General features: G+C 58.5%; 15 protein-coding genes. All 15 read left to right on the top strand.

Annotation, left to right across the window (positions count from 1 at the left end):
• The first annotated feature begins 6 nt into the window (after positions 1-6).
• The 15 genes from EL361_RS12685 to EL361_RS12615 all read left to right on the top strand — a co-directional run bounded on the left by EL361_RS12685 (position 7) and on the right by EL361_RS12615 (position 23,071).
• Entirely contained in the window at positions 7-1,638 is a 1,632-nt protein-coding gene (locus EL361_RS12685) for a GumC family protein (protein WP_126380101.1), read from the top strand.
• Positions 1,635-2,573, top strand: a complete 939-nt coding sequence (locus EL361_RS12680; RefSeq protein ID WP_126380100.1) for an AAA family ATPase — start codon at positions 1,635-1,637, stop codon at positions 2,571-2,573. Before EL361_RS12685 ends, EL361_RS12680 begins: the two co-directional genes overlap by 4 nt.
• A 24-nt stretch (positions 2,574-2,597) precedes the next feature.
• Positions 2,598-3,662, top strand: coding sequence for an ExeA family protein (locus EL361_RS12675; protein WP_126380098.1), 1,065 nt, complete (start codon positions 2,598-2,600; stop codon positions 3,660-3,662).
• Positions 3,584-5,920: a glycosyl hydrolase family 28-related protein gene (locus EL361_RS12670; RefSeq protein ID WP_126380096.1), complete on the top strand. Its 2,337-nt coding sequence runs from the start codon at positions 3,584-3,586 to the stop codon at positions 5,918-5,920. Before EL361_RS12675 ends, EL361_RS12670 begins: the two co-directional genes overlap by 79 nt.
• Positions 5,917-7,293 carry an O-antigen ligase family protein gene (locus tag EL361_RS12665; RefSeq protein WP_126380094.1) on the top strand — a complete coding sequence of 459 codons (1,377 nt, stop codon included), beginning with the start codon at positions 5,917-5,919 and terminating at the stop codon, positions 7,291-7,293. The genes EL361_RS12670 and EL361_RS12665 overlap by 4 nt, the downstream gene beginning before the upstream one ends.
• The gene (locus EL361_RS12660; protein ID WP_126380092.1) at positions 7,290-8,210 is read left to right on the top strand and encodes a sulfotransferase domain-containing protein; all 921 of its coding nucleotides are present in this window, start codon (positions 7,290-7,292) and stop codon (positions 8,208-8,210) included. Before EL361_RS12665 ends, EL361_RS12660 begins: the two co-directional genes overlap by 4 nt.
• On the top strand, positions 8,200-9,423 hold the full coding sequence (locus tag EL361_RS12655; RefSeq protein ID WP_172961742.1) for a glycosyltransferase family 4 protein: 1,224 nt from the start codon (positions 8,200-8,202) through the stop codon (positions 9,421-9,423). The genes EL361_RS12660 and EL361_RS12655 overlap by 11 nt, the downstream gene beginning before the upstream one ends.
• Entirely contained in the window at positions 9,420-10,970 is a 1,551-nt protein-coding gene (locus tag EL361_RS12650) for a lipopolysaccharide biosynthesis protein (protein ID WP_126380089.1), read from the top strand. Before EL361_RS12655 ends, EL361_RS12650 begins: the two co-directional genes overlap by 4 nt.
• A 10-nt stretch (positions 10,971-10,980) precedes the next feature.
• Positions 10,981-12,237, top strand: a complete 1,257-nt coding sequence (locus EL361_RS12645) for a glycosyltransferase family 4 protein (protein ID WP_126380086.1) — start codon at positions 10,981-10,983, stop codon at positions 12,235-12,237.
• Positions 12,238-12,240: 3 nt separating this feature from the next.
• Positions 12,241-13,254, top strand: coding sequence for a radical SAM protein (locus EL361_RS12640; protein ID WP_126380084.1), 1,014 nt, complete (start codon positions 12,241-12,243; stop codon positions 13,252-13,254).
• Positions 13,255-13,256: 2 nt separating this feature from the next.
• Positions 13,257-14,432, top strand: coding sequence for a glycosyltransferase family 4 protein (locus tag EL361_RS12635; protein ID WP_126380082.1), 1,176 nt, complete (start codon positions 13,257-13,259; stop codon positions 14,430-14,432).
• Complete coding sequence (locus tag EL361_RS12630; protein ID WP_172961741.1) at positions 14,425-15,840, top strand: sugar transferase; 1,416 nt, start codon at positions 14,425-14,427, stop codon at positions 15,838-15,840. Before EL361_RS12635 ends, EL361_RS12630 begins: the two co-directional genes overlap by 8 nt.
• A 309-nt stretch (positions 15,841-16,149) precedes the next feature.
• Positions 16,150-20,046 (top strand): calcium-binding protein, encoded by a 3,897-nt coding sequence (locus EL361_RS12625; RefSeq protein ID WP_126380078.1) that lies wholly within the window; start codon positions 16,150-16,152, stop codon positions 20,044-20,046.
• Between the two features lie 510 nt (positions 20,047-20,556).
• Positions 20,557-21,999: a CpsD/CapB family tyrosine-protein kinase gene (locus EL361_RS12620; protein WP_172961740.1), complete on the top strand. Its 1,443-nt coding sequence runs from the start codon at positions 20,557-20,559 to the stop codon at positions 21,997-21,999.
• 1 nt (position 22,000) lies between these two features.
• On the top strand, positions 22,001-23,071 hold the full coding sequence (locus EL361_RS12615; RefSeq protein WP_126380074.1) for a polysaccharide biosynthesis/export family protein: 1,071 nt from the start codon (positions 22,001-22,003) through the stop codon (positions 23,069-23,071).
• Positions 23,072-23,093: the final 22 nt, after the last annotated feature.

Below are 23,093 nucleotides of genomic sequence, written 5' to 3'. Positions count from 1 at the left end.
ATAATTATGCAAATACTGACCTTCATCTGCAGAAGACGCATGTACATCGCCATTCCTTTGTGTGTGTGCGCGTTCCTGACCATCGGGGTCACTGTATCCCTGGACTCCTTGTATCAATCCTCGGCAACCATCCTCATTGAGCGCCAGGGGACAACCAAGGAAATGGCGGCTTCGGCAGCGGGGGGATTTCTTGAGGAACGCTTCCGCTCCATCGCTGCAATTGTTCAGGCCCGCAAGCCCCTGGAGGCCATTATTGAAGAGCAGGACGTCTATCCCGAGCTCAAGGAGAAGATGACTGTTCAGGCACTGGTGAGCAAGATGCGCGAGGATATCGTCCTGGAGCAGGTCAAGGACGACGATGGATCGTTGTCCATGGGGCGGCAGCCACACAATACTCTGACCTTTGTTCTTCGCTTTCAGCACACCAACCCCGAGACCGCTGCCCGGGTCGTGACTGCCATGACCAAGCTGTTTTTCGAGAAGGATGAATCCTCCCGCGAGAGCAAGGGGATTTCGAAGCTGGCCTTTTTGTCAGAGCAGGTGGAGCAGAATCAGCACGAGATCGACAGAGCCGAACGTAATCTGACCACGTTCAAGAACGAGAACCTGCTTTCACTGCCCCAGTTGATGGACGTCAACATGAAGGCCATGGACGATCTCCAGCGTGAGATCAAGATCAAGGAAATTCAGCTCGTGTCCGCACGGGACCGGTTGATTTATCTGGAGGGCCAGTTGGCGGTCATCCCGCCTACCCAGAAGCCCTATATGAGCGAGAATGGCAGGATTCTGTCCATGGAAGATCAGCTGGAGGCCCTGCGCAGCCAGTACTTGAATCTCAAGGCAACCCATTCGGATCAGCATCCGGACGTGGTACGACTTCGCTCCCAGATCGATGCCCTGGGTAATGCCTCCAGCCTTTCCGGGCAGCTGCAACAGCTCCACCAGCGGCTGGAGGAAAAAGAGACCAGTCGTAGCCTTCTGCTGGAGCGGGTTTCTCCCGAGCACCCGGACATCAAGGCCGTGGAGCGGGACATCGAGACCGTGCGTGGGAAGATTGAAGCTCTGGTGCGGGATCGCAGCGAGTTCGGCGATCAAGACTCGGTGGAGCCCGATAACCCGGTCTACATCAGCATGCTCACCAAGTTGGAATCCGCCAAGCTAGAGGTGGGTAGCCTGGAACGAATTGTGAGCGACCTGACTGGCAAGCTCGATGAGTATCAGGCCCGTATTGAGCAGATGCCACGGGTTGAGCAGGCGTTTCTGACCTTGCAGCGGCAGTACAACTATCTGTTGGATCAGCATCAGGAGAATTACCGTCGCTATCAGACGGCGCGCGAAACCTTCGATCTGGAATTTCGCAATATCAGTGAGACCTATACCCTGATCGAACCTCCCATTGTGGCTGAGAAACCCATCAAACCCAACCGACCGCTGCTGTTTGTTCTGGGGATGATGTTTTCCATGGGGGTTGCCGGGGCGGTGAGCATTACTGCCGAATATCTGGATCACAGCATTCATACTCCCACCGATTTGGCGGAAATCACCGGGGTTCGTGTCCTGGGGTCGGTTCCTGTCATCAGCATGAAAAAGAAACGCAACATGAAATGCTTTTTTCTGCGTGGGGATAGAGAGTCATGAGCAAGATCAGCAAAGCGCTGGAACGTGCCAGGCAACAGCGGGAACAGGTGATGGAATCCGCAGGGGCAGTGCTCTCCGCGACCCCGCCAGCGGTGCAGCCACGAGCGAAAGCCAGTTCTCCCTCCTCGTCCCACAGGGTTCCCTACGACCATGAAGTGAGTACCCCCAGCCGTGAAGGCTCGGGCCGTTCCTGTCTTCTGGCACCACCCTTTGGCAAGATCATTTCGGATGGCAAGGAGGCCTATGGTTTCTTTTCGCCAGCCATGGCTCCCCTGTTGAAAGAACGCCAGGAGCTGCTCAAGAAGAATCGCATCATGACCTTTCTCGATCAGTCCTACATCGATCATTACAATTACCTGCGAACGCAGGTGCTGCAGCGAACCCTTGCCGAGAACTGGAACACCCTCATGGTGACCAGCGTCAATCCGGGCGAGGGGAAGACCACGACGGCGATCAATCTGGCCCTTTCCATGTCCCGGGACGCGTTGCAGACGGCGTTGATCGTTGATGCCAATCTGCGCAAACCCTCCGTGGCGCAGAAACTCGGGCTGGCTGAAAACGCTCTGGGGCTATCGGATTATCTGTTCAATGACCTTGATGTGCAGGACCTGATCATCAACCCCAGATTGGGAAACATGATTCGGGTGCTGCTGGCGGGTAAGCCACTGGTTGAGTCCGCCGATATTCTGAGCCTGCCCAAGATCAGAAATCTCATTCAGGAACTCAAGCATCGCTATCCGGATCGGTATGTGATTTTTGACTGCCCTCATCTGAAGCACATGCCGGATTCGCTGGTCTTTTCCTCCTATGTGGACGGCATCATCCTGGTGGTTGAAGCGGGGAAGACGACCAGAGAGGATTTGATGGAAACGTTGAATCATTTGAAACACGGCAACATCGTGGGACTTGTGTTCAATCGGCATGCAGAAAAGTAATCATCTACTTCTGGAATAACGCCCATGTACCTTGACTATTATGGACTGAGAGAGCGCCCCTTCAGCCTCAGCCCGAATCCCAAGTTCTTCTATCCCAGCTCGGCCCACAGTGCGGCGCTGGATCATCTGGAGTATGGGCTGACGCAGAATCTTGGGTTCATTCTTCTGTCCGGAGAGATCGGTTCCGGCAAGACCACCTTGCTCAGGCGTGTGCATTCCCATCTGGGACCGGAAACCGAGATTGCCATTGTCTTCAACACCAATCTTTCCCCCAGCGAGTTGCTCAAACTCGTGCTTCAGGAATTCGAGCTGGATTCTTCCGGCGACAAGGCCGATCTGCTGGATCGTCTCAACGACTATCTGATCTCCCGTTTTGCGGCGGGCAAGAACACGGTCCTGGTCATCGATGAGGCTCAGAATCTTTCCATCCCTGCGCTGGAGGAGGTTCGCATGTTGTCCAATCTGCAGACCGAGACCACACCGCTGTTGCAGATTGTCCTTGCAGGGCAGCCCGAGCTGGCTGAACGCATGCGTTCGCCGGAATTGCTGCAACTCGCACAGCGGATCACCGTGCATTATCATCTGACGCCTCTGTCCCGTGAGGAAACCGGTCAGTATGTGAACCATCGTCTGCTTTCGGCGGGGCGCACCGGTAATGGCCTGTTCGACTCCACGGCTCTGGATCTGATCCATGCCGAATCCGGCGGAATCCCCAGAATCATCAATAATCTCTGCGATGCGGCTCTGGTCGCCGGCTTTGCAGATGGGCTGGAGACACTGAGCGGGGATGTTGTGCGTGAGGTTGTGGAAGAGCGCAGAAAAAGCGGCTGCCCCATCAGTGTGCTGCTGGCCGACGGGCGCAAAGACGTTGCCCTCGGACATGTCGATGATTCCCGGAGTCCTGTCCTGAATCACGAGGAGCTGACCCCGGGCGCGGCGCCTTCCGGCCTCGGCTCCGAGTCGCCAGTCAGTGCCGTGGTGGAACCTCCATTGGCTCCACAGGATGAATCGTGGACCGCCAACGACACGCAGCCCAGCGCCAGGTTCTGGGCGAGATTGCGCAGGCGTGTCATCCGCAAGCGGAGTTGAGCATGGTCAGGCGGGTCTGTCTTTTCCTTGTTTCCGTCCTGTTTCTGTCCTGCCCCGCAGGGGCAGGACAGAACTGGGCGAGTGATAAGGGCATGGTCATGCCTACGGTTCATGGTCCTGTTGTGGATGGCATTCGGCTGGATATTCCCCGGATACTTGAGAATCGCAGATTGGCCACTCTTGGGTATGTGGACGTTAGCGCCGGGCCATTCTTTGCCGATCCCCTTGGTCGGCGCGATTCCACAGACGCCATTCAGCGGGCGGTGAATTTTAGCCGGGACCATCAACTGGTCTGTTTTTTCCCTCAAGGGGAGTACCTGATCTCCGACACCATCCGTTGTGTGCAGCCGTTGTATGAACGCTCCAATGGCAAGGTTTTGGGGGCGCGGCTGCATCCCTGCGTTTTGGTCGGGTCGCGTGCGGGCAAGCGCCCCGTGATCCGGCTGGCTGCTGGTTCGCCGGGGTTTGGCGATGCCGGCAACCCCAAGTACGTGATTCATTTCTGGGCCCGATCCACGCGCGATCCACACAAGCCTGAGCCTAATATTTCCATGAACCAGATGCTGGTGAATCTGGATGTGGTCATTGGCAGGGAGAATTCCGGCGCCGTGGCCATTCGTCACCGCGCCGCTCAGGGTTCGGGGGTGCAGGAATGCACCATTGATGCGACCCACGGTTTCAAGGGGCTGGAAGGCGGAGCTGGTTCCGGGGGACTGCATGCCGGCCTGACCGTCATTGGCGGAGCCATCGGGTTGGATCTGGTGCAGACTCAGCCCGCTCCGACCATTGCGGGGGTGACACTTGTCGGTCAGCGAAAACGGGCCATTGTGTATGCCGGTCGTCAGGCTCTGTCCGCCGTGGGGGTGGATATCCGCATGAATGGCCCGGGCCCGGCCATCGAAACCCGGCCCGTCTCCTGGAATCCGCATCATGGTCAGATGAGTCTGGTGGATGCCCGACTGGTGATGAACCATCCCGAGTCCACGGCCATCTCTGCCGGAAGCAGCCTGTATCTGGAAAATGTCTTTATCAAGGGTGCGGCCATCGCCGTGCAGGGCCCCGGCGGCGTCGCTGTCCCTGGAAATACCATGAACGGCCGGCTCATTGCACGATTGGCCCGGGGGACATCTCCGCCTGCCTGGAAGGGGCTTCGCTATACAGCACCGGTGCTCCTTGATGGTGATGTCGTTGCGGGAGGGCTGGTGCGGCTGTCCCCCGGAGAATCGTTCGAGGGATTGTCTGACCACCTGTGGCCCAGTGATTTCCCCGGGTTCGAGACCGCGGGTATCATCAATGTCCAGCATCCTCCCTATAACGCAGTCGGAGATGGACGCAGCGATGACCATGCGGCAATTCAGGCTGCCCTGGATTCCGGTGCCCCTGTTTTCTTGCCCAAGGGCTATTACGCCCTGTCCCGTCCCCTGGAACTGCCCCCGGGAGCAACCCTGGTGGGCACGGCTGCCCATCTGTCGATACTGATGCCCCTGGCCGACACCAAGGCCTTTGCCGATGCGGCCCATGCAGCTCCATTGCTGCGCACTTCCGCGGGTACTGAGCAGGGAACCATCGTGGCGTTTCTGGGGTTGTACACGCCCCCCGATACGCCGGGGGCCACGGCCCTGCATTGGCGTTGTGGCGGTGATTCCGTGCTGCGGGCCGTGACTACGGCCACTTCTCCTCCCCGGGGTGGACACAAGCGTCCGGGGAATCCGGCCACGCGTGCTGTACCATTGGTGCTTGTGGACGGAAATGGCGGCGGCAGGTGGTTCGGTTTTCATCAGGAGAGCTGGAAACCACATGGTCCCGGGTATCGGCATCTGCTCATCCGGGAGACGCAAGGCCCTCTGGACCTATATCAGTGCAACCCGGAACATGGCCGGGGTGAGGCCAATATGGAGATCCGCAATGCACGCAACGTGCGAATCTTCGGGCTCAAGGGCGAGGGCAATCGTCCCATTCTGCTCCTGTCCGGCAGTCGGGGGATACGGGTCTATGGCTACGGTGGGAATGGTGCGGCCTTCGAGGGGAACGCCCTGTTCGAAGTCAGGGACAGCACAGATGTGATTTTGGCTTGTCTGGTGGATCATCCGCGCCTGGCGGGGCAGGGCAGTGACGATTTCTTTGCCGGCAGAGGGGTGGACCCGACACTGTGGCATATGGTTCGCGAGATTACCGAAGGGCGGAAAGACAGGATGACGGCACCTCTGGTTCGCCCGACGGCCTATATCCTCGGACCCATCGACGGGAAGCGGCCATGAAGAAACTGCCTGCCTGTTTCTACGCCTTTGTTTTCATCTCGGTCGTGTCTCTGCTGGGGTATTTGAGGCTTTCGGATCTGTGGGCCATCGAGGGGGTACGGCTGGGTGCGCTGATGGGGTTGTCTGTGATGGGCCTCATTTTTTTGATTACGAATCAATTGATGCTGCTGTGCCTGACCCTCGCCTTTTTGCCCTTCACGCGAGGGCTGTTCCAGTTCGAGATCGGCCCCGTGACGTTCAGCCCCTTCTCCATGGGGTTGATCGTGATCGGCATGTTTGGTGTGCTGATGGTGTTCACGGGACGCAGGAAGTTTCATTTCGGCGGATTTGATGCCGCCCTGGCTCTGCTCTGCGCCTTCTATCTGGTTTCCACGTTCCTTTCTTCGGATGTCATGGATAGCGGCTTTTTGGCCTTTCATACCCTGTTTCTGCCCGTACTCTCATATTTCTGCATCAAGCTGCTGGTCGATACCCGCGATAAGCTCGACCTGTGTTTCAATTTCTTCGTGGCGGGAATCACCGGGTTCAACGCGGTGTGCATTCTGCAGTATATCATTCTGCAGGAGCGGGTGACCCTGCTCGGCGTGCCTCCCATCAGCATCGCCACGTTGTCCATTCTGCCGGTCATGTGCCTGCTGTATTCCGAGCGTCCCAAGAATCTGCTGAGCATTGTGGCCATCGCCGTCTGTCTGGTTGCATTGTTTTTGTCATTTTCACGCATCTACCTGCTCAGCCTGCTGCTGAGCCCAGTCTTCATGAAGCTCATCCGGCGCGGGCACGGTTTCGGGATGTTTACCCTGATGATCGTCTTTTCGTTGGGCCTGACCCTGACCCTCCCGTTTCTGGGGCCCAAGGTCCCGGACTCGACCACAAATTACGGTCGGGCCTTGGGGCTGGACGCTGAGTTCAAGCGCAAGGAAAAATCCCTGGGGCGTGTGACGGACTTGGGGCACATGGTGAAATCATTGGAATTGCGTGCTCTGACTTATCGTGTTGGCCTTGAGAACTTCCTGGCCAAGCCACTGTTCGGCAACGGCATGCACAAGGGCAAATACATGGTCACCCAGCATAATTTTCATGTGGAGTGGCTGGAATTTGGCGGTGTGCTGGGGTATGTGGCTTATCTTTCTGTTTTTATCTGTTTTTTCAGGAGTTTCGGTGTGCTTTCCGTAGAGCATTCCGAGCTGGCCCCTTATGTCCTCACCGTGTTCATTATCCTGTGCAACAGCCTGACCAACGGCTTCATGCATGGATTCTTCTCTTATGTGACTTACATCGCCTTTGGTTTTGCGTTTGCGGCGCGAGATATTCTGTCCGGCCGGGAGAGAATCCCGGCTGTTGTCCCCCGACCGTCCTGGGAGTCCACTTCATGACCCTACCCGGTATCGTTATTGCCGGAGCGCCCAAATGCGCCACCACCTCGTTGTTCAGATGGCTTTCGGATCATCCTGAGATCTGTCCGTCCCTGACCAAGGAGACATGCTATCTCGTGGACCGGGAGAGTCCCCTGCTGCCCGGCGAAAATGTGCACACTCACGGGATTGAGGGCTACGCTGGTCTCTTTGCCCATTGCCCGCCCGGTTCTGTGGGCATGGAGGCCACCCCGGATTATATCGATCAGATTACCCCGCCCTGGGTCCTGGCCAGCCTCGACCCTCGGCCCCTGGTGGTTTTCGTGCTACGCGACCCGGCGGTTCGGCTGCTGTCGGCCTACAAGTTTTATGCCGGGCACAAGGCTGCTCTGCCTGCCGGTATGGGCTTCGCCGCGTATGCGGAGGCGCTCCTTGCCGGCAGGACTTTTGGTGGCAGGCTGGGCCCGCTGGTTTCGGGCACCCTGGCTGCCGGGCATTACGCCCTTCATCTGCAACGTTGGGCGGGTGTCATGGGACGAGAGGCCCTAAGCATCCACAGTTTCGAAGCGATGGTGCGTGATCCTTCCGCCTTCATGAACGGGCTGTGCCAGAAGCTTGGGCTGGACCCCTCTCCCTTTGGTCCGAAGTATGATTTCCTGGCAAAGAACATGTCCTATGGTGTCCGCAGCAAGGTGTTGCACCGCTTGCGCAACACCGTTGCGGACCGACTGCCGGAAGGCTTCTACCGGAGGCTCACCAGCCGGGTCTATCGTTGGCTGAATTATGATCCGGGCGGATATCGGCTTACCGACGAAGATCGAAGGGCCCTGAAACGGGTGGCGACACACTACGCCCCGGGCAACAGGGAACTGGGGAAGTTATTCGATCTGGATGTTTCAGATTGGGAAAAGGCCTGGGAGATCGATAGTGGCGTTTAGCATTCTGTACGTTACTCGCGAAGATCATCCCTCATTTCGGGTTGATCTTGCGGTCCTGTTCGGCCGGGCTCTGCCCCGTCTGGGCATTACCAGTACCTTGGTGGCTCAGCGAAACGGGAATCCCGAGAGCCCGTGGCCCGGAGGACAAGCGGTGACGGTTCCGGCCTCAAAAGGCCTGTTCTCTCGCCATGTGGGGGGCTTGCTGCATGGTGTGCGCAGCGTGGCGAAGCTGGCAAAAGATCACGATGCCGTGCAGGTGCGCAACAAGATCGTTACAGGGCTGGTGGCTCTGGTTCTGGCCAGGCGAGCCTGTCGGCCTTTTTTCTATTGGATGACCTTCCCCTTTCCACAGGACGATCTGCTGCGGGCCAGGATTCAGGGCCTGACTCTGGGGCCGTTGCGCTTGGCACTGACCTTTGTGCGTGGGCATGCCACACGCTGGCTGCTGGAGCGGCTGTTGCTGCCGCACTGCGACCATGTGTTCGTGCAGAGCGAACGCATGAAGCAGGACCTGATGGCTGTCGGCCTGTCCGCAGAGAAGATGACTCCGGTTCCCATGGGCGTGGACATGGATGCCATGGATGCCTTGCAGCCCGCTCCACAGGCCCTGCCCTTTGAGCCGCAGGCTCGGGTTCTGGTGTATCTCGGAGCCTGCGACCGGTCGCGTGGGATCGAGTTCCTGCTGGACGTGCTGGAACGGGTGCGGGCGCAGCAACCGCAGGCCGTGCTGCTGGTGGTGGGCGATGCCGCAGAAGCAGCTGATCATGAGCATTTGCAAACCCTGATTCGGTCACGGAGTCTGGAAGAGGCCGTGCATGTCACGGGCTGGCTGCCCCGGGAGCAGGCTCTGGGACTCGCTCGGGCTTCGGAGGTCGGCGTATGTGCGTTACCGGCAGATTTCATCTTTGATTCCATGTCGCCCACCAAGGCCGTCGAATTGATGGCGTTGGGGCTGCCCGTGGTGGTGACGGAGCATCCCGACCAGGGGACCCTGGTACGGGCCGGGGGGGGCGGCTTCTGTACGGACTATGATCCCCGGGCCTTTGCGCAGGCCGTGCTCTCGCTGCTGGATGATCCGGACATGGCTCGGGCCATGGGAGAGCAAGGCCGGGAATATGCGCGCGAGCATCGCTCCTACTCGCATCTGGCCGAGGCCCTGGCCGCTCAGTACGGGAAGCTTGCCAGCGAGTATGCCAGGGGGCAGGAGTCGTGACAGGCTCCCGTTCGCAGCCAGCAGAAATCGGTGGTTACGGTCGCCGAAGCGTTCGCAACGCCGGGTATCACTTCCTGATGGGCAAGGCTCTGGCTTTTGTTGCCGGGTTGTTGGCCACCTTGTTGGCTGCGCGCTGGATGTCTGTCCCTGATTTCGGGGCGTACATGCTCGTGGGCGGGATTTCCCTGTTGCTGGGGATTGCCTCCTCTCTCGGGCTGCGGGAAGTGGTGCAGCGTTTTGTGCCCGAACTGGTGGCTCAGGGGCTGTCGCGCTGCGCGGGGAGATTGGTCTTCCGGCTGCTGGCCGTGCGGGCTCTGGGATTGGCGATGGCCGTGGCATTGCTGTATCTGAGTGCCCCCCAGGTTTCCATCTTCTTTGATATGCCGGGGCGTGTTGCCGGCATCCGGGCTGCCTGCCCTGCCCTTGCGGCGATGACATTGTTCAGTTTTGCAGCCCTGTTGCTGGAAACCCTACTCCAGCAGAAGCATACGAAGTGGCTGTGGCTGCTGGCCGCCCTGTTGCGTCTGGGATTGATGCTGGCTGTGGCCGGAATGGGCGCTGAACTCACATTGGGAACCATGCTGGCCGTGGATGCCCTGGCCTTTGGACTCGTCTTTGTGGGGGCCTTGTGGCTTCTGGTTCGTTGGACCATGCGCGAGCAGAACGGGACCGGTGCTTTCCCCGAGGGGCGTTTGTTTTTGAACAGGGTGCTGTCCTTTGGGGCGTATAATTACCTGATGGTCCTGTCTTTGGGATTGCAGGGCGGGGCGGTGAACAAGATCGTTGCTGCCAAGTATTTGCCTGTCGTTGCTCTGGCCGGATTTGCCTTTGCTCAGACCCTGGCGGATACAGTGCAGCGTAATCTGCCGAATATGTTGCTGATCAACTTGGCCCGTCCGGCCCTGATGGCCAGCTATAGCCGTAGCCGTGACCCTTTGGCCCTGGCTGCCAGTTCCACGCTTTTTTTCAAGATCAACCTGTTTGTACTGGTCCCGATCCTGGCCTGGGTGGCGGCCTGTGGAGAGCCCTTGGTGACCCTCTTGTCCGGAGGGAAATATACCTCGGTGGGGCCACTGTTTGGAGGGCTTCTGGTCCTTGTGGGACTGGGTTGTCACTACCGCAGGCTGGAGTTTATCTGCCATGCTCTGGAATGGACCCGGTTGTTGTTCTTGGCCAATCTGGCCGTGGTTGCCGCAGTTATTCCGGCCGCACTCCTTGCTTCGCATATGGGTCCCTGGGGCATTGTTTTGGCCCTGATTGGTGGCTGTGTGCTGCGCGATGTGATGCTGTCCCTGGCCCTTGCACGACAGGGCGTCGCTTGTGGCAACGACTGGGGCGGTCTGCTCAAGTTGGGGGGCTGTGGTCTGGGTGCCTGGCTGGGGGCTTGGCTGGTTTCTCCTGCGGGAGGAGGCCTTGTTGGCGCAGGTCTTGGGGCCATGGCGTCGGGATTGGTGTTCCTTGGCATGGCGCGTCTTGTCAGACCTTTTTCCCGCTCGGAGAGAGTTGTGGTCAACGGGTTCCTGCCCAAGCCGGTGTTTGTATGGTGATGGAGAGTAGATGAGACTTGTCGTCGCAAATTATCGCTATTTTGTTTCCGGCGGTCCCGAGCGTTACATGTTCAACGTTATGGACGCCCTTGCCGCCCGGGGACATGAATGCGTTCCGTTTTCCATCCGCTATGACAGGAATCGTCCTTCGCTCTGGGCCGATTATTTCGTGCCGCCTCTGTCCGGCTCTGGAGAGGTGTATTTTCGCGATCACGGGCTGCGTCCCGGAGCGGTTTTAAGGACCGTGTCCCGCCTGTTCTATTCCCCCGAGGTTCGGCGAGCCGCATCACGCCTGGCCAAGGATAGCGGAGCCCAGGCCGCTTACGTGCTGCATTATCTGCGTAAACTCTCCCCCTCGCTCCTTGCCGGTTTCAAGGATCAGGGGCTGCCGGTGGTGGTTCGGGTTTCGGATTTCGGTATGCTTTGTCCCCAGGCTCATTGCCTTCGCGGCGGAACCCCCTGCACCCTGTGCGCCATGGGGCGCCTTGGCCCCAGTGTTCGCCATCGCTGCGTGCAGGGCAGTCTGGGAGCTTCGGCGCTCAATGCCCTGGCCACATGGTGGCACCGCAAGCGCGGTTTCTTTGATCTGGTGGATCGTTTCGTGACCACGACGGCCTTCATGCGCTCCATGATGCTCGAAGCCGGTTTTCCCGCAGAGAAGGTCGTCCATATCCCGACCTTTGTGGACACCGCGGCTTTTTCTCCAGGACAAAGAAGGGATGAACCGGGACGTGCGATTTTTGTCGGTCGCCTGGACCCTCTGAAGGGAGTGGATGTGCTGCTGGAGGCCATGGGCCTGCTGGGAGACTCCGCCCCACTGTTGGATGTGGTGGGCACTGGAGATGAAGCCTATGTGGCCGCATTGAAGCAGCGAGCGCGGGCTCTGGGACTGGAGAGTCGGGTGCGTTTTCTGGGGCGAGTGGAGCCGGAACGGATTCCCGATCTGCTACGCGAGGCGTTGTTCAGCGTTGTCCCGTCACGCTGGTTTGAGAATCTGCCCAATGCGGTGTTGGAAAGTCATGCCAGTGCCACGCCGGTCATTGCCTCGGATATGGGTTCATTGCCCGAATGCGTGACCCATGGCGAAACCGGGTTGCTGGTCCCCCCCGGAGATGCCTCCGCTTTGGCCGAAGCCCTGCGCACTCTGGCCGCAGCCCCTGATCGCGCCAGGGAAATGGGGCGGCGTTGCCGCGAATATGCCTTGGAGGCCTACGGTCCCGATGCTCATCTAAACGCCCTGGGAACACTTTTCAACGAGGCGATGTAAATCATGGAAGCCTGTCTCATTGTCACCTACCGCTGCAATGCCCGATGTCATATGTGCGATACTTGGCAACATCCCAGCCGTCCGGACGCGGAGTTTTCGCCTTCTCTGCTGCACAAATTGCCGGATGGATTGCGTTTTATGAACATCACCGGCGGCGAACCCTTCCTGCGCAGTGACTTGGCCGAAATCGTGGAGATCGCCCTGCGCAAGTCCAAGCGCGTGGTGGTGAGCAGTAACGGGTATCTGACGGACCGGATTCTGGCCCTGGCTGACCGGTTTGGCCCTCGACTCGGGATACGCATCTCCATCGAAGGATTGCCAGCGGCCAATGATGAACTGCGTGGGCTGAAGGACGGGTTCGACCACGGTCTGCGCACGCTGCTGGAGCTCGGGGCCAGAGGATTCAAGGACATCGGGTTTGGCATTACCGTCTCCGATCGCAATGTGCACGACCTGATGGAGTTGTATCGTCTGGCCGATGCCATGGGCCTCGAATTCGCCACTGCCGTGACCCATAACTCGTTTTATTTTCATAAAACGGACAACGCCTTTGCTGTTCCCGAACGCATCACGACCGAATTCGAGCGGTTGGCCGGAGCCCTGCTGTCGACGCGTTCACCCAAGAAGTGGTTCCGGGCCTATTTCAACATGGGGCTGGCCAACAAGGTGCAGGGAGGGGAGCGCCCGTTGCCCTGCGAGGCGGGAACGGACGTGTTCTTCCTGGATCCGGCAGGTAACGTCATGCCCTGCAATGGATCGGCCGAGCCCATGGTGATGGGCTCGCTGCATGCGCAGGACTTTGAATCCATATGGAGTAGCGACCGGGCGCGTGAGGTGCGTGGTCAGGTCGCTACCTGTTCTCAGCAGTGCTGGATGATCGGCTCCGCAGCTCCTGCCATGAAGAAGCGAATCACCGTGCCCGGAGCCTGGGTGATCAGGAATAAACTGCGTCAGTTCAGGCTCGGAAACGGTGGAGGCCTTGATCCTGTGGGCTTTGTGAGCGGAGAAAGGGAATAATCATGGCCCCATTGAAGATTGCGATGGTCGGCCTGCGGGCGATCGGAGGGGATTGCTCCGGCGGCATTGAGACCCACGTCAATGAGCTGGCCCCTCGGGTGGCTGCCCTTGGCGCCGAGGTCACGGTGTTTTGCCGTGCGCCCTACGCCGGACATCTGGGAAAGACCTGCCGTGGGGTCAACATCGAGGTCGGCCCGTGCATCAAGAGCAAACATCTCGAGACGGTGACACATACCGGTCTGTCCTGTCTGTCGATGCTGTCGGGCTACGACGTCGTGCATTTCCACGCCATCGGCCCGGCGTTGTTCTCCTGGCTGCCGCGCCTGAGCGGGCGTGGTGTGGTGACCACGGTGCACGCCATGGACTATCGGCGTGCCAAATGGGGGCCTGTGGCCCGGGCGGCCCTGAAGCTCGGTGCCGGATGTGCAGCTCTGTTTTCGCACCGGCTGATTACTGTCTCTCGCGGGTTACGCGATGGTTTTCAGCAGCGGTACAAGATTCCCGTCAGCTATGTGCCCAATGGTATTGCCCGCCCTGAATCAAGGCCCCTCGAAGCCCTGCGTCGGTTTGGAATCCGGCCCGGCTATGTCCTTTTTCTGGGACGATTGGTGCCCGAAAAGGGGGTGCATACCCTGCTGGAGGCCTTTTCCAGGTTGAAGACGGATGCGCAGCTTGTGGTGGCTGGTGCCCAGAGTCATACCCGGGGGTATGCGGACCGGCTGCGACGATTGGCCCGGGGGGATGAGCGGATCGTGTTCACCGGTCCCTTGTATCGGGAGGACAAGGCCGAAGCGTATTCCAATGCAGGATTGTTCGTGCTGCCTTCCGAGCTGGAGGGCATGCCCATCACGATGCTGGAGGCGGCAGCACATGCCTGCCCGGTGCTGACAAGTGATATTCCGGAATGTCTGGAGCCCTGCCAAGGCGGCAGCGAACCGGCCCCACGGGGCGTGTTCAGCTCTTTTGCCGTGGGGGATGCCGGGGCGCTGGCCGAGGCAATGCAGCGGATGCTGGCCGATCCCGACCTTCCCGCCCGTGGGGCCGCAGGGCGTGACTTTGTGTTGGAACGGTACGACTGGGACCGCATTGCCCGGGAAACATTGGATGTGTACCGTGCTGTAGCCCGGCGCAATGAAGCAGGACAACATCACCAGAACACCGGAGATGGCGATGTATAGAAAAGAGATGCAGATCCTTGTGGGGGCGATGATGGGGGTCGAGGCTCTTTTGGCGCCGCTGGCCTGTTACACCACCTGGGTCATCCTGCATGTATTGGACTTGATGGGGAGTAGCCTCGGTAGCACCAGGGTTGCCGGGCTGATGTTGCTCATGGTGTTCATCAACAATCAATTGCTGCTCAAGGTCGGGTTGTATTCCTCGCGCTGGCCCGGTTCGTTGTGGGCCATGGTGGAGAAGATCACCATGGCTTTGGGGCTGGGCATGGTCGTGACTCTGGGCGGACTCTTTGTTCTTGGCTGGGGCGATATGCCGCGTTTGTTCGTGGTGGGAACGTATCTGCTGGCCTTTGCTTTTATCGTAGCCTTCAGGGTGACATTGGATGTCTATCTCGGGCGTCGCAAACGGCTGGATCGCCATTGCCGCCGGGTGCTGGTTGTGGGGGCAGGGCGCAAGGCCGATCTGGTCTGCAAGGAACTTTCGGCGCAGCGCAGCATGGGCCACAGGATCATTGGCTTCCTGACGACCGAGAAGGACTGCATCCATTGCATTTACGGGTATCCTTATCTCGGAGACCTGCGGGATATGGAAGAGATGCTGACCAGGGAGAGTGTGGATGAGGTGCTGTTTGTTCCGTCCAGGGACGATTCCACCGACATCGAGCCCTACTTGGAGATGTGCGAAACCATGGGTAAGGATTACATGATCGTGCCCTACATGTATGAGCCCGCAGCCAAGAAGCCCCTCAGGGGGGAAAACATCCAGTCCATCCCCGTTCTGGTTAAGCATATGGCCATCCCGAATCCTTCGGGGGCCATGTACAAGCGCATCATGGATTATCTGGTGGGTATTCCGGGGCTGTTGGTCTTCATTCTGATGTATCCTTTCGTGGCCTTGGCCATCCGCTGGGATTCCCCGGGGCCAACCCTTTTTCGTCAGGAACGTGTGGGCCGCAACGGGCGCATCTTTGGCATCTACAAATTCAGGACGATGGTTCAAGACTCCGAGGGCATCAAGGGACAACTGGCAGAGGGCAACACCATGAGCGGCCCCATCTTCAAGCTGGACGATGACCCCCGCATTACCCGTGTGGGTCGTTTTTTGCGTCGCACGTCGCTGGATGAGTTTCCGCAATTCATGAATGTCATCAAGGGTGACATGAGTGTTGTCGGGCCGCGTCCGCCAACCCCGGACGAGGTGGATCAATACCGCCTCGACCATTATCGTCGACTCTCTTTCAGGCCCGGGATCACGGGGCTGTGGCAGGTCTCTGGGCGGAGCGAGATCAAGGATTTCGAGAGGATTGTCGAGCTTGATTTGGAATATATCGATAAGTGGCGCTTTATGCGTGATGTCCGAATTTTACTGGAAACCGTATTCGTCGTGCTGCGCGGGAACGGGGCACAATGACCAACGCACCTTGGATTCTTCTGTGGCGCCTGTGCCACAGGGGATTATTGCAATGGGGTAGGGATAACACCGACATTGTTATCTATTGTTGACTGATTATTTGGTGTTGGATATGCTTCAGTCTTCATATTGTACGGCATTGTTCGATTAATGTCTGAGAGTTGCATTCCGAGGGGGGATATTACTCTACATCAAGATTGCGGTTTGTAATGCGCGAAGCTGTTCGCGTATTGCTCCGCGGATATTTCTGGGCTGCTTTCCATATGCGAAAGCTGTTCTGCCCCAGGCACAACCCACTGGCGACATATCATGAGATCATTCTGGACATTCTCGTTTTTCTCTCCCGTTATCCGGCTGCTGCACGGCCTGGGTAGTTTTTGGAGTGTGCGCCTGCATGGTGGCGACGGCGATGATGTCTTGTCTGGTGGTTTCGGCAACGACAGATTGTACGGCTGGGATGGTGACGACACCCTGTCCGGTGGTTGGGGCCATGACCGTCTTTACGGCGGTGATGGCGATGATTCCCTTGACGGTGGTTCCGGCAACGACAGGCTGTACGGCGGCGACGGTGGCGATACGCTGTCGGGTGGCAATGGTCATGACAGGCTGTATGGCGATGCCGGGAACGACCTGCTTAGCGGTGAGGCCGGAGATGATCGCCTCTGGGGCGATGCGGGTGATGATTCCCTGGATGGGGGAGCCGGCAACGATAGGCTTTACGGCGGTGATGGCAACGACACGCTATTGGGCGGCGACGGCAATGACCGGCTGTACGGTGGCGACGGCGACGACCTGCTGAATGGCGGCGGTGGCAGCGACATCCTGGATGGTGGTGCGGGTGTTGATACCGTCGATTATTCCAGCTCGGAAACAGGTGTTTCCATCGACACGGATCAACTCCTGAACATCGAAATCGTGCACGGTTCCGACGCCAACGATACCCTGACCGGTAATGGCGATGCCGATTCCCTGTTTGGCGGTGGTGGTGATGACACTCTTTCCGGCCTCGCAGGGAACGATACCCTTGATGGTGGCGACGGTTCTGATGTTGTCGATGGTGGCGATGGTGACGATTCTCTGCTTGGCGGCGAGGGCGACGACACTCTGAACGGCGGCGCAGGAGATGATGCCATCGATGCCGGTTCGGGTAACGATCTGCTCTCCGGTGGCGACGGCGATGATTCCCTGGCGGGTGGCCTGGGTGCCGATACCCTGAGCGGTGACAATGGCAATGACTCCCTGTCTGGCGGCGCGGGTGCCGACACCCTGTCCGGTGGTACGGGTGATGATCTTCTCTCCGGTGACGCTGGCGACGATTTTCTTGTGGGTGCGGGGCAGAATGATACGCTCCTGGGCGGACTCGGCAACGATACCCTGGACGCAGGGTACGGCGACGATCTGCTTGAAGGTGGCGAGGGCGCCGATTCCCTGATGGGCAGTGGCGGTGCGGACACCATGCTTGGTGGCATTGGTGACGATACCCTGTCCGGCGACATTGGGGCCGATTCCCTGGATGGAGGAGATGGACAGGATTTCCTGGTGGGTGGCGACGATGCCGATACCCTGAAGGGCGAGAGTGGCAACGACTCCCTGACCGGCGGCGCTGGTGATGACGTTATGGACGGTGGTGATGGGGTTGACACCCTGCGAGGTGATGCCGGTCACGATGTGATCTTTGGCGGTGCTGGCGAGGATATGCTCAAGGGCGGCGACGGTGCCGACACCCTGGATGGAGGTCTGGATGCGGATACCCTGCAGGGCGGTAGCGGCGACGACTCTCTGAGCGGTGGTTCCGGTGATGATTTCCTTGAAGGCGGGATTGGCGCTGACACGCTGCAGGGCAATGAGGGCAATGACTTCATGGCGGGCGACGACGGAGACGATTATCTGATCGGCGCTGCCAATAATGATACGCTGCTCGGCGGTGCCGGCAATGACACCCTCGATGCCGGGTACGGCGACGACTCCCTTGTCGGGGCAGATGGCGACGACTATCTGCTCGGCAGCGGCGGTGATGATATTCTTCTGGGTGATGTCGGCAGCGATACGCTCTCCGGCGGCATTGGTGCCGACTTCCTGTCCGGCGGCGATCATGGCGATTCTCTGGTGGGTGGTGACGGAGCCGATACGCTTGCGGGCGATGCCGGGGCCGATACGCTGTACGGCGGTGCCGGTGATGATTCCCTTGTCGGTGGCCTGGGCGAGGATGTGCTGTTGGGCGAGGATGGGGATGATTTCCTGTCCGGCGGTGACGGGGCCGATGATCTCAAGGGTGGCTCCGGCCAGGATGTTCTGGAGGGAGGGCTTGGCAACGACGTCCTCTCCGGCGGTGATGATCTCGACACGCTCCTGGGACAGGACGGCGACGATAGCCTGAGCGGCGGATCTGGGGATGATTCCCTTGATGGCGGCGCCGGGCGCGATAATATTTCCGGCGACGATGGCAACGATACGCTTCTGGGTGATTCCGGGAATGACTATCTTGCCGGTGGCCTGGATGACGATGTCATTTTCGGTGGAAGTGATGATGACCAGCTACTGGGCGGTTCCGGACTGGACACGCTGTGGGGCGAGCTAGGGAACGACAACCTGTCCGGTGGTGACGATGCCGACGTTCTCTGGGGTGGAGTCGGTGATGACCGCCTGTGGGGTGATGGTGGTGACGACGAGCTGTTCGGTGGCGACGGTGCCGACACGATCAAGGGTGGTTCCGGCAACGATGTCGTCGAGGGCGCATTTGGTGCGGACCACCTGACCGGTGGCAGCGGTGATGACCATGTCGGCGGCGGTGACGGCGACGACTACCTGAATGGTGAGGATGGTAATGATACCCTTTGGGGTGAAGCTGGCAACGATACCCTTGCCGGTTCCAGCGGTGCGGACCTCCTTGATGGTGGTGACGGCAATGACTCCCTGATGGGTGGAGCGTCGGACGATACGTTGTTGGGCGGAGCCGGTAACGATATTCTTTATGGAAACCTCGGCAATGACGTGCTGGAGGGTGGCGCTGGTTCGGATCGCCTGTGGGGCGATGACGGCGACGATGTGCTGCGCGGACTGGCCGATGAGGATGATCTGCGTGGTGGCAGCGGCAATGACCTTCTGGAAGGCGGCGAGGGTGATGACACCCTGTCCGGTGGCTGGGGGCTGGACGTGCTGCGGGGCGATGCGGGTGCCGATATCCTCTCTGGTGGCGGCGACGCCGATGAACTCTATGGCGGCGACGGCAGCGACAAGCTCATGGGCGATGCCGGTAACGATACCCTGTACGGCGACCTTGATGGCGATCTTTTGTATGCCGGAGACGGTGACGACTGGCTCTATGGCGGCGATGGTGACGACGTCGTGGATACGGGCTCGGGCCATGACAGGGCCTGGGGTGATGCTGGTGAGGATACCCTGAGCGGTCAGGACGGCAACGACACCTTGTACGGCGGCAGCGGTCAGGATTCTCTGTCCGGCGGCGATGGTGATGACTATCTTGGCGGTGGTTCCAGCGCGGATACCCTGTACGGCGGGAACGGTGCCGACTCCCTCTACGGTGGTGGCGACAACGATCTGCTGAGCGGCGATATGGGTGATGACAAGCTCGTGGGCGACGGTGGTGACGACACCATGGACGGTGGCCTGGGCAACGATACCCTCTATGGAAGCGACGGCGCAGACAGCCTTTCGGGCGGGGCCGGAACGGATTTCATGGCTGGCGGCGATGGCGATGACCAGTTGTTCGGCAATGCAGACAATGATTCTCTGGCTGGCGGCGCCGGGATGGATACGCTGTATGGCGAACTGGGCAACGACCGCTTGTGGGGCGATGGTGGCGACGACCAGCTGTTCGGTGGTCTTGGTGACGATTCCCTGCACGGAGAATTTGGCGCAGATACTCTGGCTGGCGGCGCTGGTTCCGATATCTTCTATTACGATGCCGCGGGTGAGGGCGGAGACTCCATCCTCGGCTTCAGTGATGGAGAGGACAAGCTCCGCTTCAATTCCGAAAATTTCATCGAGTCGTACGACATCGAAACCCTTTCCGGGTTTGATGGAAGCAACGGTGCTTCCGATGCCCACTATGTTTTCGACAGCAGCACGGGCATTTTCTATTATGACGCCAACGGGGCGGATCAGGCTGGAGGCGAAGAGGCCCTTGCCCACTTTGACAATGCTGATTCCATTGTCTGGGACGGAGATGATATCGAATTTGTCTGATGACTGAAGGGGATGCCGTGCCTTGAATCGGAATTGACCGGGGCCGGTCTATTAGAAGAGGCCAAGCTGAATTTATACTCCAGGGAGCGATGCTGCCTGGATTTTTTTTGTGAATTCTTTAGCTGATTGTGAACTCTGCGTTGTCCCTGTCTTTGAACCTGACTCTTCTTTTGAGTGCTGTGAACGGTGGCCTAATCTGGATGCAGTCCAGATTTATGCCTATATTCCATGAATAATTGTAAATTATTTTGCATTGTTTTCCACAGGTGCAGATTTTGAATACGTCCAGTTGCGACATGTCGGAAGCGAGAAGACTTCTGCCAAGCGGGAATAATGAGATTAAATTCTGAGTGTTGAAGTCGGAATTGAAATTAGTCCCTGGTAACGGGAAGCTCGAAATATAACGTTATCCACAAGGCGATTGGTCGTAACTAATATTTTTTCCCATTAAGTTGAGAATGGGGTAAGATCATGGTGAAAAATTCCAACGTTCGACAGTTAGGCAATACAATGAAGGCAATAATATCGTGTTCATACCGACGAGTAGCAGCCGGCCTGCTTGTTGTCCTGTTTCTGATTGCCCCGTCCACCGGAGCCTTCGGGCAGGAGTATTTGACGTTGCAACTTGCAACGTTTTCGCAAGAGTCCAATTCGCGGCGCTATTTTGAAACCTTGCGGGAACGGATTTCTCCTGACCTCCATGCGCAGTTGCGGGTCGAGCGCATCGGCGGGCTGTTCGCCTTCCGGCTGGGAGCCTGTGAGGACGAGTCCTGTATTCAGAGCCTGCGCGAATTGGTGATCGACGAATTTCCCAATGCCCAGCTGTTGCGGGTCCAGATATTGCCTGGGCGACTTGTGTTGGGCCGTAGTCCTGTTGTGGACCAAGCCCCATCGGTGGCGAAGCCGGCCATGGTCCCGGCAGCAGGGGAGCCGGAGACGGCTGACATCATTCCGGCGGAGTCTGAATCAGTAACGGTTTCGTCCGCACCTTCTCGGACAAAGGTCAAGCTTGCAACCCCACCCCGGTCCGAGCCCCAGCAAGAGCGGACGGTACAACCTTCGACGGGGAATTCTTCTGCACTTCTGGCAACGCCCTGGCTGCGCTACATTGGATATCTGGCTCTGGGGCTGTTGGCTCTGTTTGCGGTATTTTTCCTGAGGAAGAAGTCAATCAGGACGAAGCGCACGGCGCAAGCATCGCCGCCCAATGAGATGGCAACAACAGGAAGAGGTCGTATGACAAATGCAACCACACCCCGGCCCGAAGATCAGGGCACGCACGAAGAGCCACTGCGGGATGTTCCGGGCCTTTCCGAGGCTGACGAGGCGCAACTCAGGGGCAATCTTGCCGAGTTGGTCATGATCCAGGGCAATATTCAGGGCAAGGACAATAATGTCCGCACCATCTATGTGACCAGCTGCTTCAACGGGGAAGGCAAGACCCGTGCTGTGATGAACATGGGACATGGAATGTCCATCAACCACTCCAGAATTCTGTTGATTGATGGCAACCCCCGTGCTCCGCAATTGCATAAAAAGTATGGGGTTCCAAGCGCCCCGGGCCTGATGGATGTCCTTTTTCTGGGCACTTCGACTGAAGATGCCATCCACGAGACCAGATACAGGGACCTGCATGTGATGCCTTTTGGGCAGGGACCTCCCGGCAGGCCCAACATGCTCAAGGACAATATCCTGCGCGATTGGCTGGACAGGATGAAGGACTCCTACGATTTCATTATCATGGACGGTCACTCCCAGATTGGTTCTTCCGACGGTCCTTTGGTGGCTTCGATCTTCGATGGCACCGTGCTGGTGGTGGAATGCGAGAAGACCAAGTGGGAGGTCCTGCAGGACGCGAGCAAGAAAATTGCTCTGCTGGGCGGGAAGCCTCTGGGCATCGTGCTGAACAAGCGCAAGTTTTATATCCCCAGAATTTTCTACGGTAGGAAGTAATATGACCAGGCGCACGACAACACCTCTTTTGACGGCTCTTGTGCTTTGCATGCTGGGCATGCTCTTGGGCTGTGGTCCTCATCCCAACCTGAAGCGGGGTGAGGAGGTCGCCTTTGAATCAACGACCTTTTCCTTCGACAAGGAATCGTATCCTTCCCATGACGGGTTGTTCCCGGAATACCACGTGGTTCCCGGAGATCTTCTGGATGTGCTGTTTCAGGTCCAGTCCGGTGGCCAGGAAACAGCCTTTCGCCTTGCCGTGGATCATACCGTCAGCGTGAAGTTCATCCATCTGCCCGAATTGAACGAGACGCAGAACGTCAAGCCGGATGGGATGTTGTCGTTGCCCTATATCGGTGAGGTCCATGTGGAGGGCATGACCCCCACGGAACTGACTATCGAGTTGAAGAAGCGTTATGCCAAGGTCTTTCGGGATCCGGAACTCTACGTCACGGTCCCCGAGTTCAGCACCAAGATCAAGGAGCTCAAGAAGGATCTGCATACCGCCACGCGCGGCCTTTCGCGGCTGGTCACGGTGCGCCCCGATGGGTACGCCACTTTCCCCTTGCTGGGGGATGTGTTTGTGGCGGGTCGAACCATTACCGAAGCCAACAATGCCTTGGATAACAAATATATGGAGATTCTGCCCGGACTTCAGGTCGACCTGTTCCTGGAGAAGACCGTGGGCTCGGTGATCTATGTCACCGGTCAGGTGGACCGTCCCGGCAGCTACATGATCGAAAAGCCCATCTCGGTGCTTCAGGGCATTGTCATGGCCGGGGGCAGCACCAACGAGGCAGAGCTTGGCAGTGTGGTGATCTTCAGGCGCAACAAGAAGGAGTTCATCGCTACCAGAGTCGACATGGATGATGTCATGTCCGCCGATGGCAATGCGCCGTTCTTCTATCTGCGGCCCGACGACATCGTGTTTGTGCCTCGCACGCGTATCGCGTCGTTGGCGCAGCTGATGGGAGAGATCTCCGAGGTCTTCCTTTTCAAGGGGTGGAACGTCGACGGCAAGCTGTTTGATGATTATGTTTTCAGGTGGAACAATAGCACTTCCCGCAACTAGCGGACAAGACAGGCGAAGTACT

It is taken from the genome of Desulfovibrio ferrophilus (assembly GCF_003966735.1).
GTDB lineage: Bacteria > Desulfobacterota > Desulfovibrionia > Desulfovibrionales > Desulfovibrionaceae > Desulfovibrio_Q > Desulfovibrio_Q ferrophilus.
The sequence above is the reverse complement of the archived record's forward strand: the minus strand, read 5'-3'. Positions and strand labels throughout refer to the sequence as shown.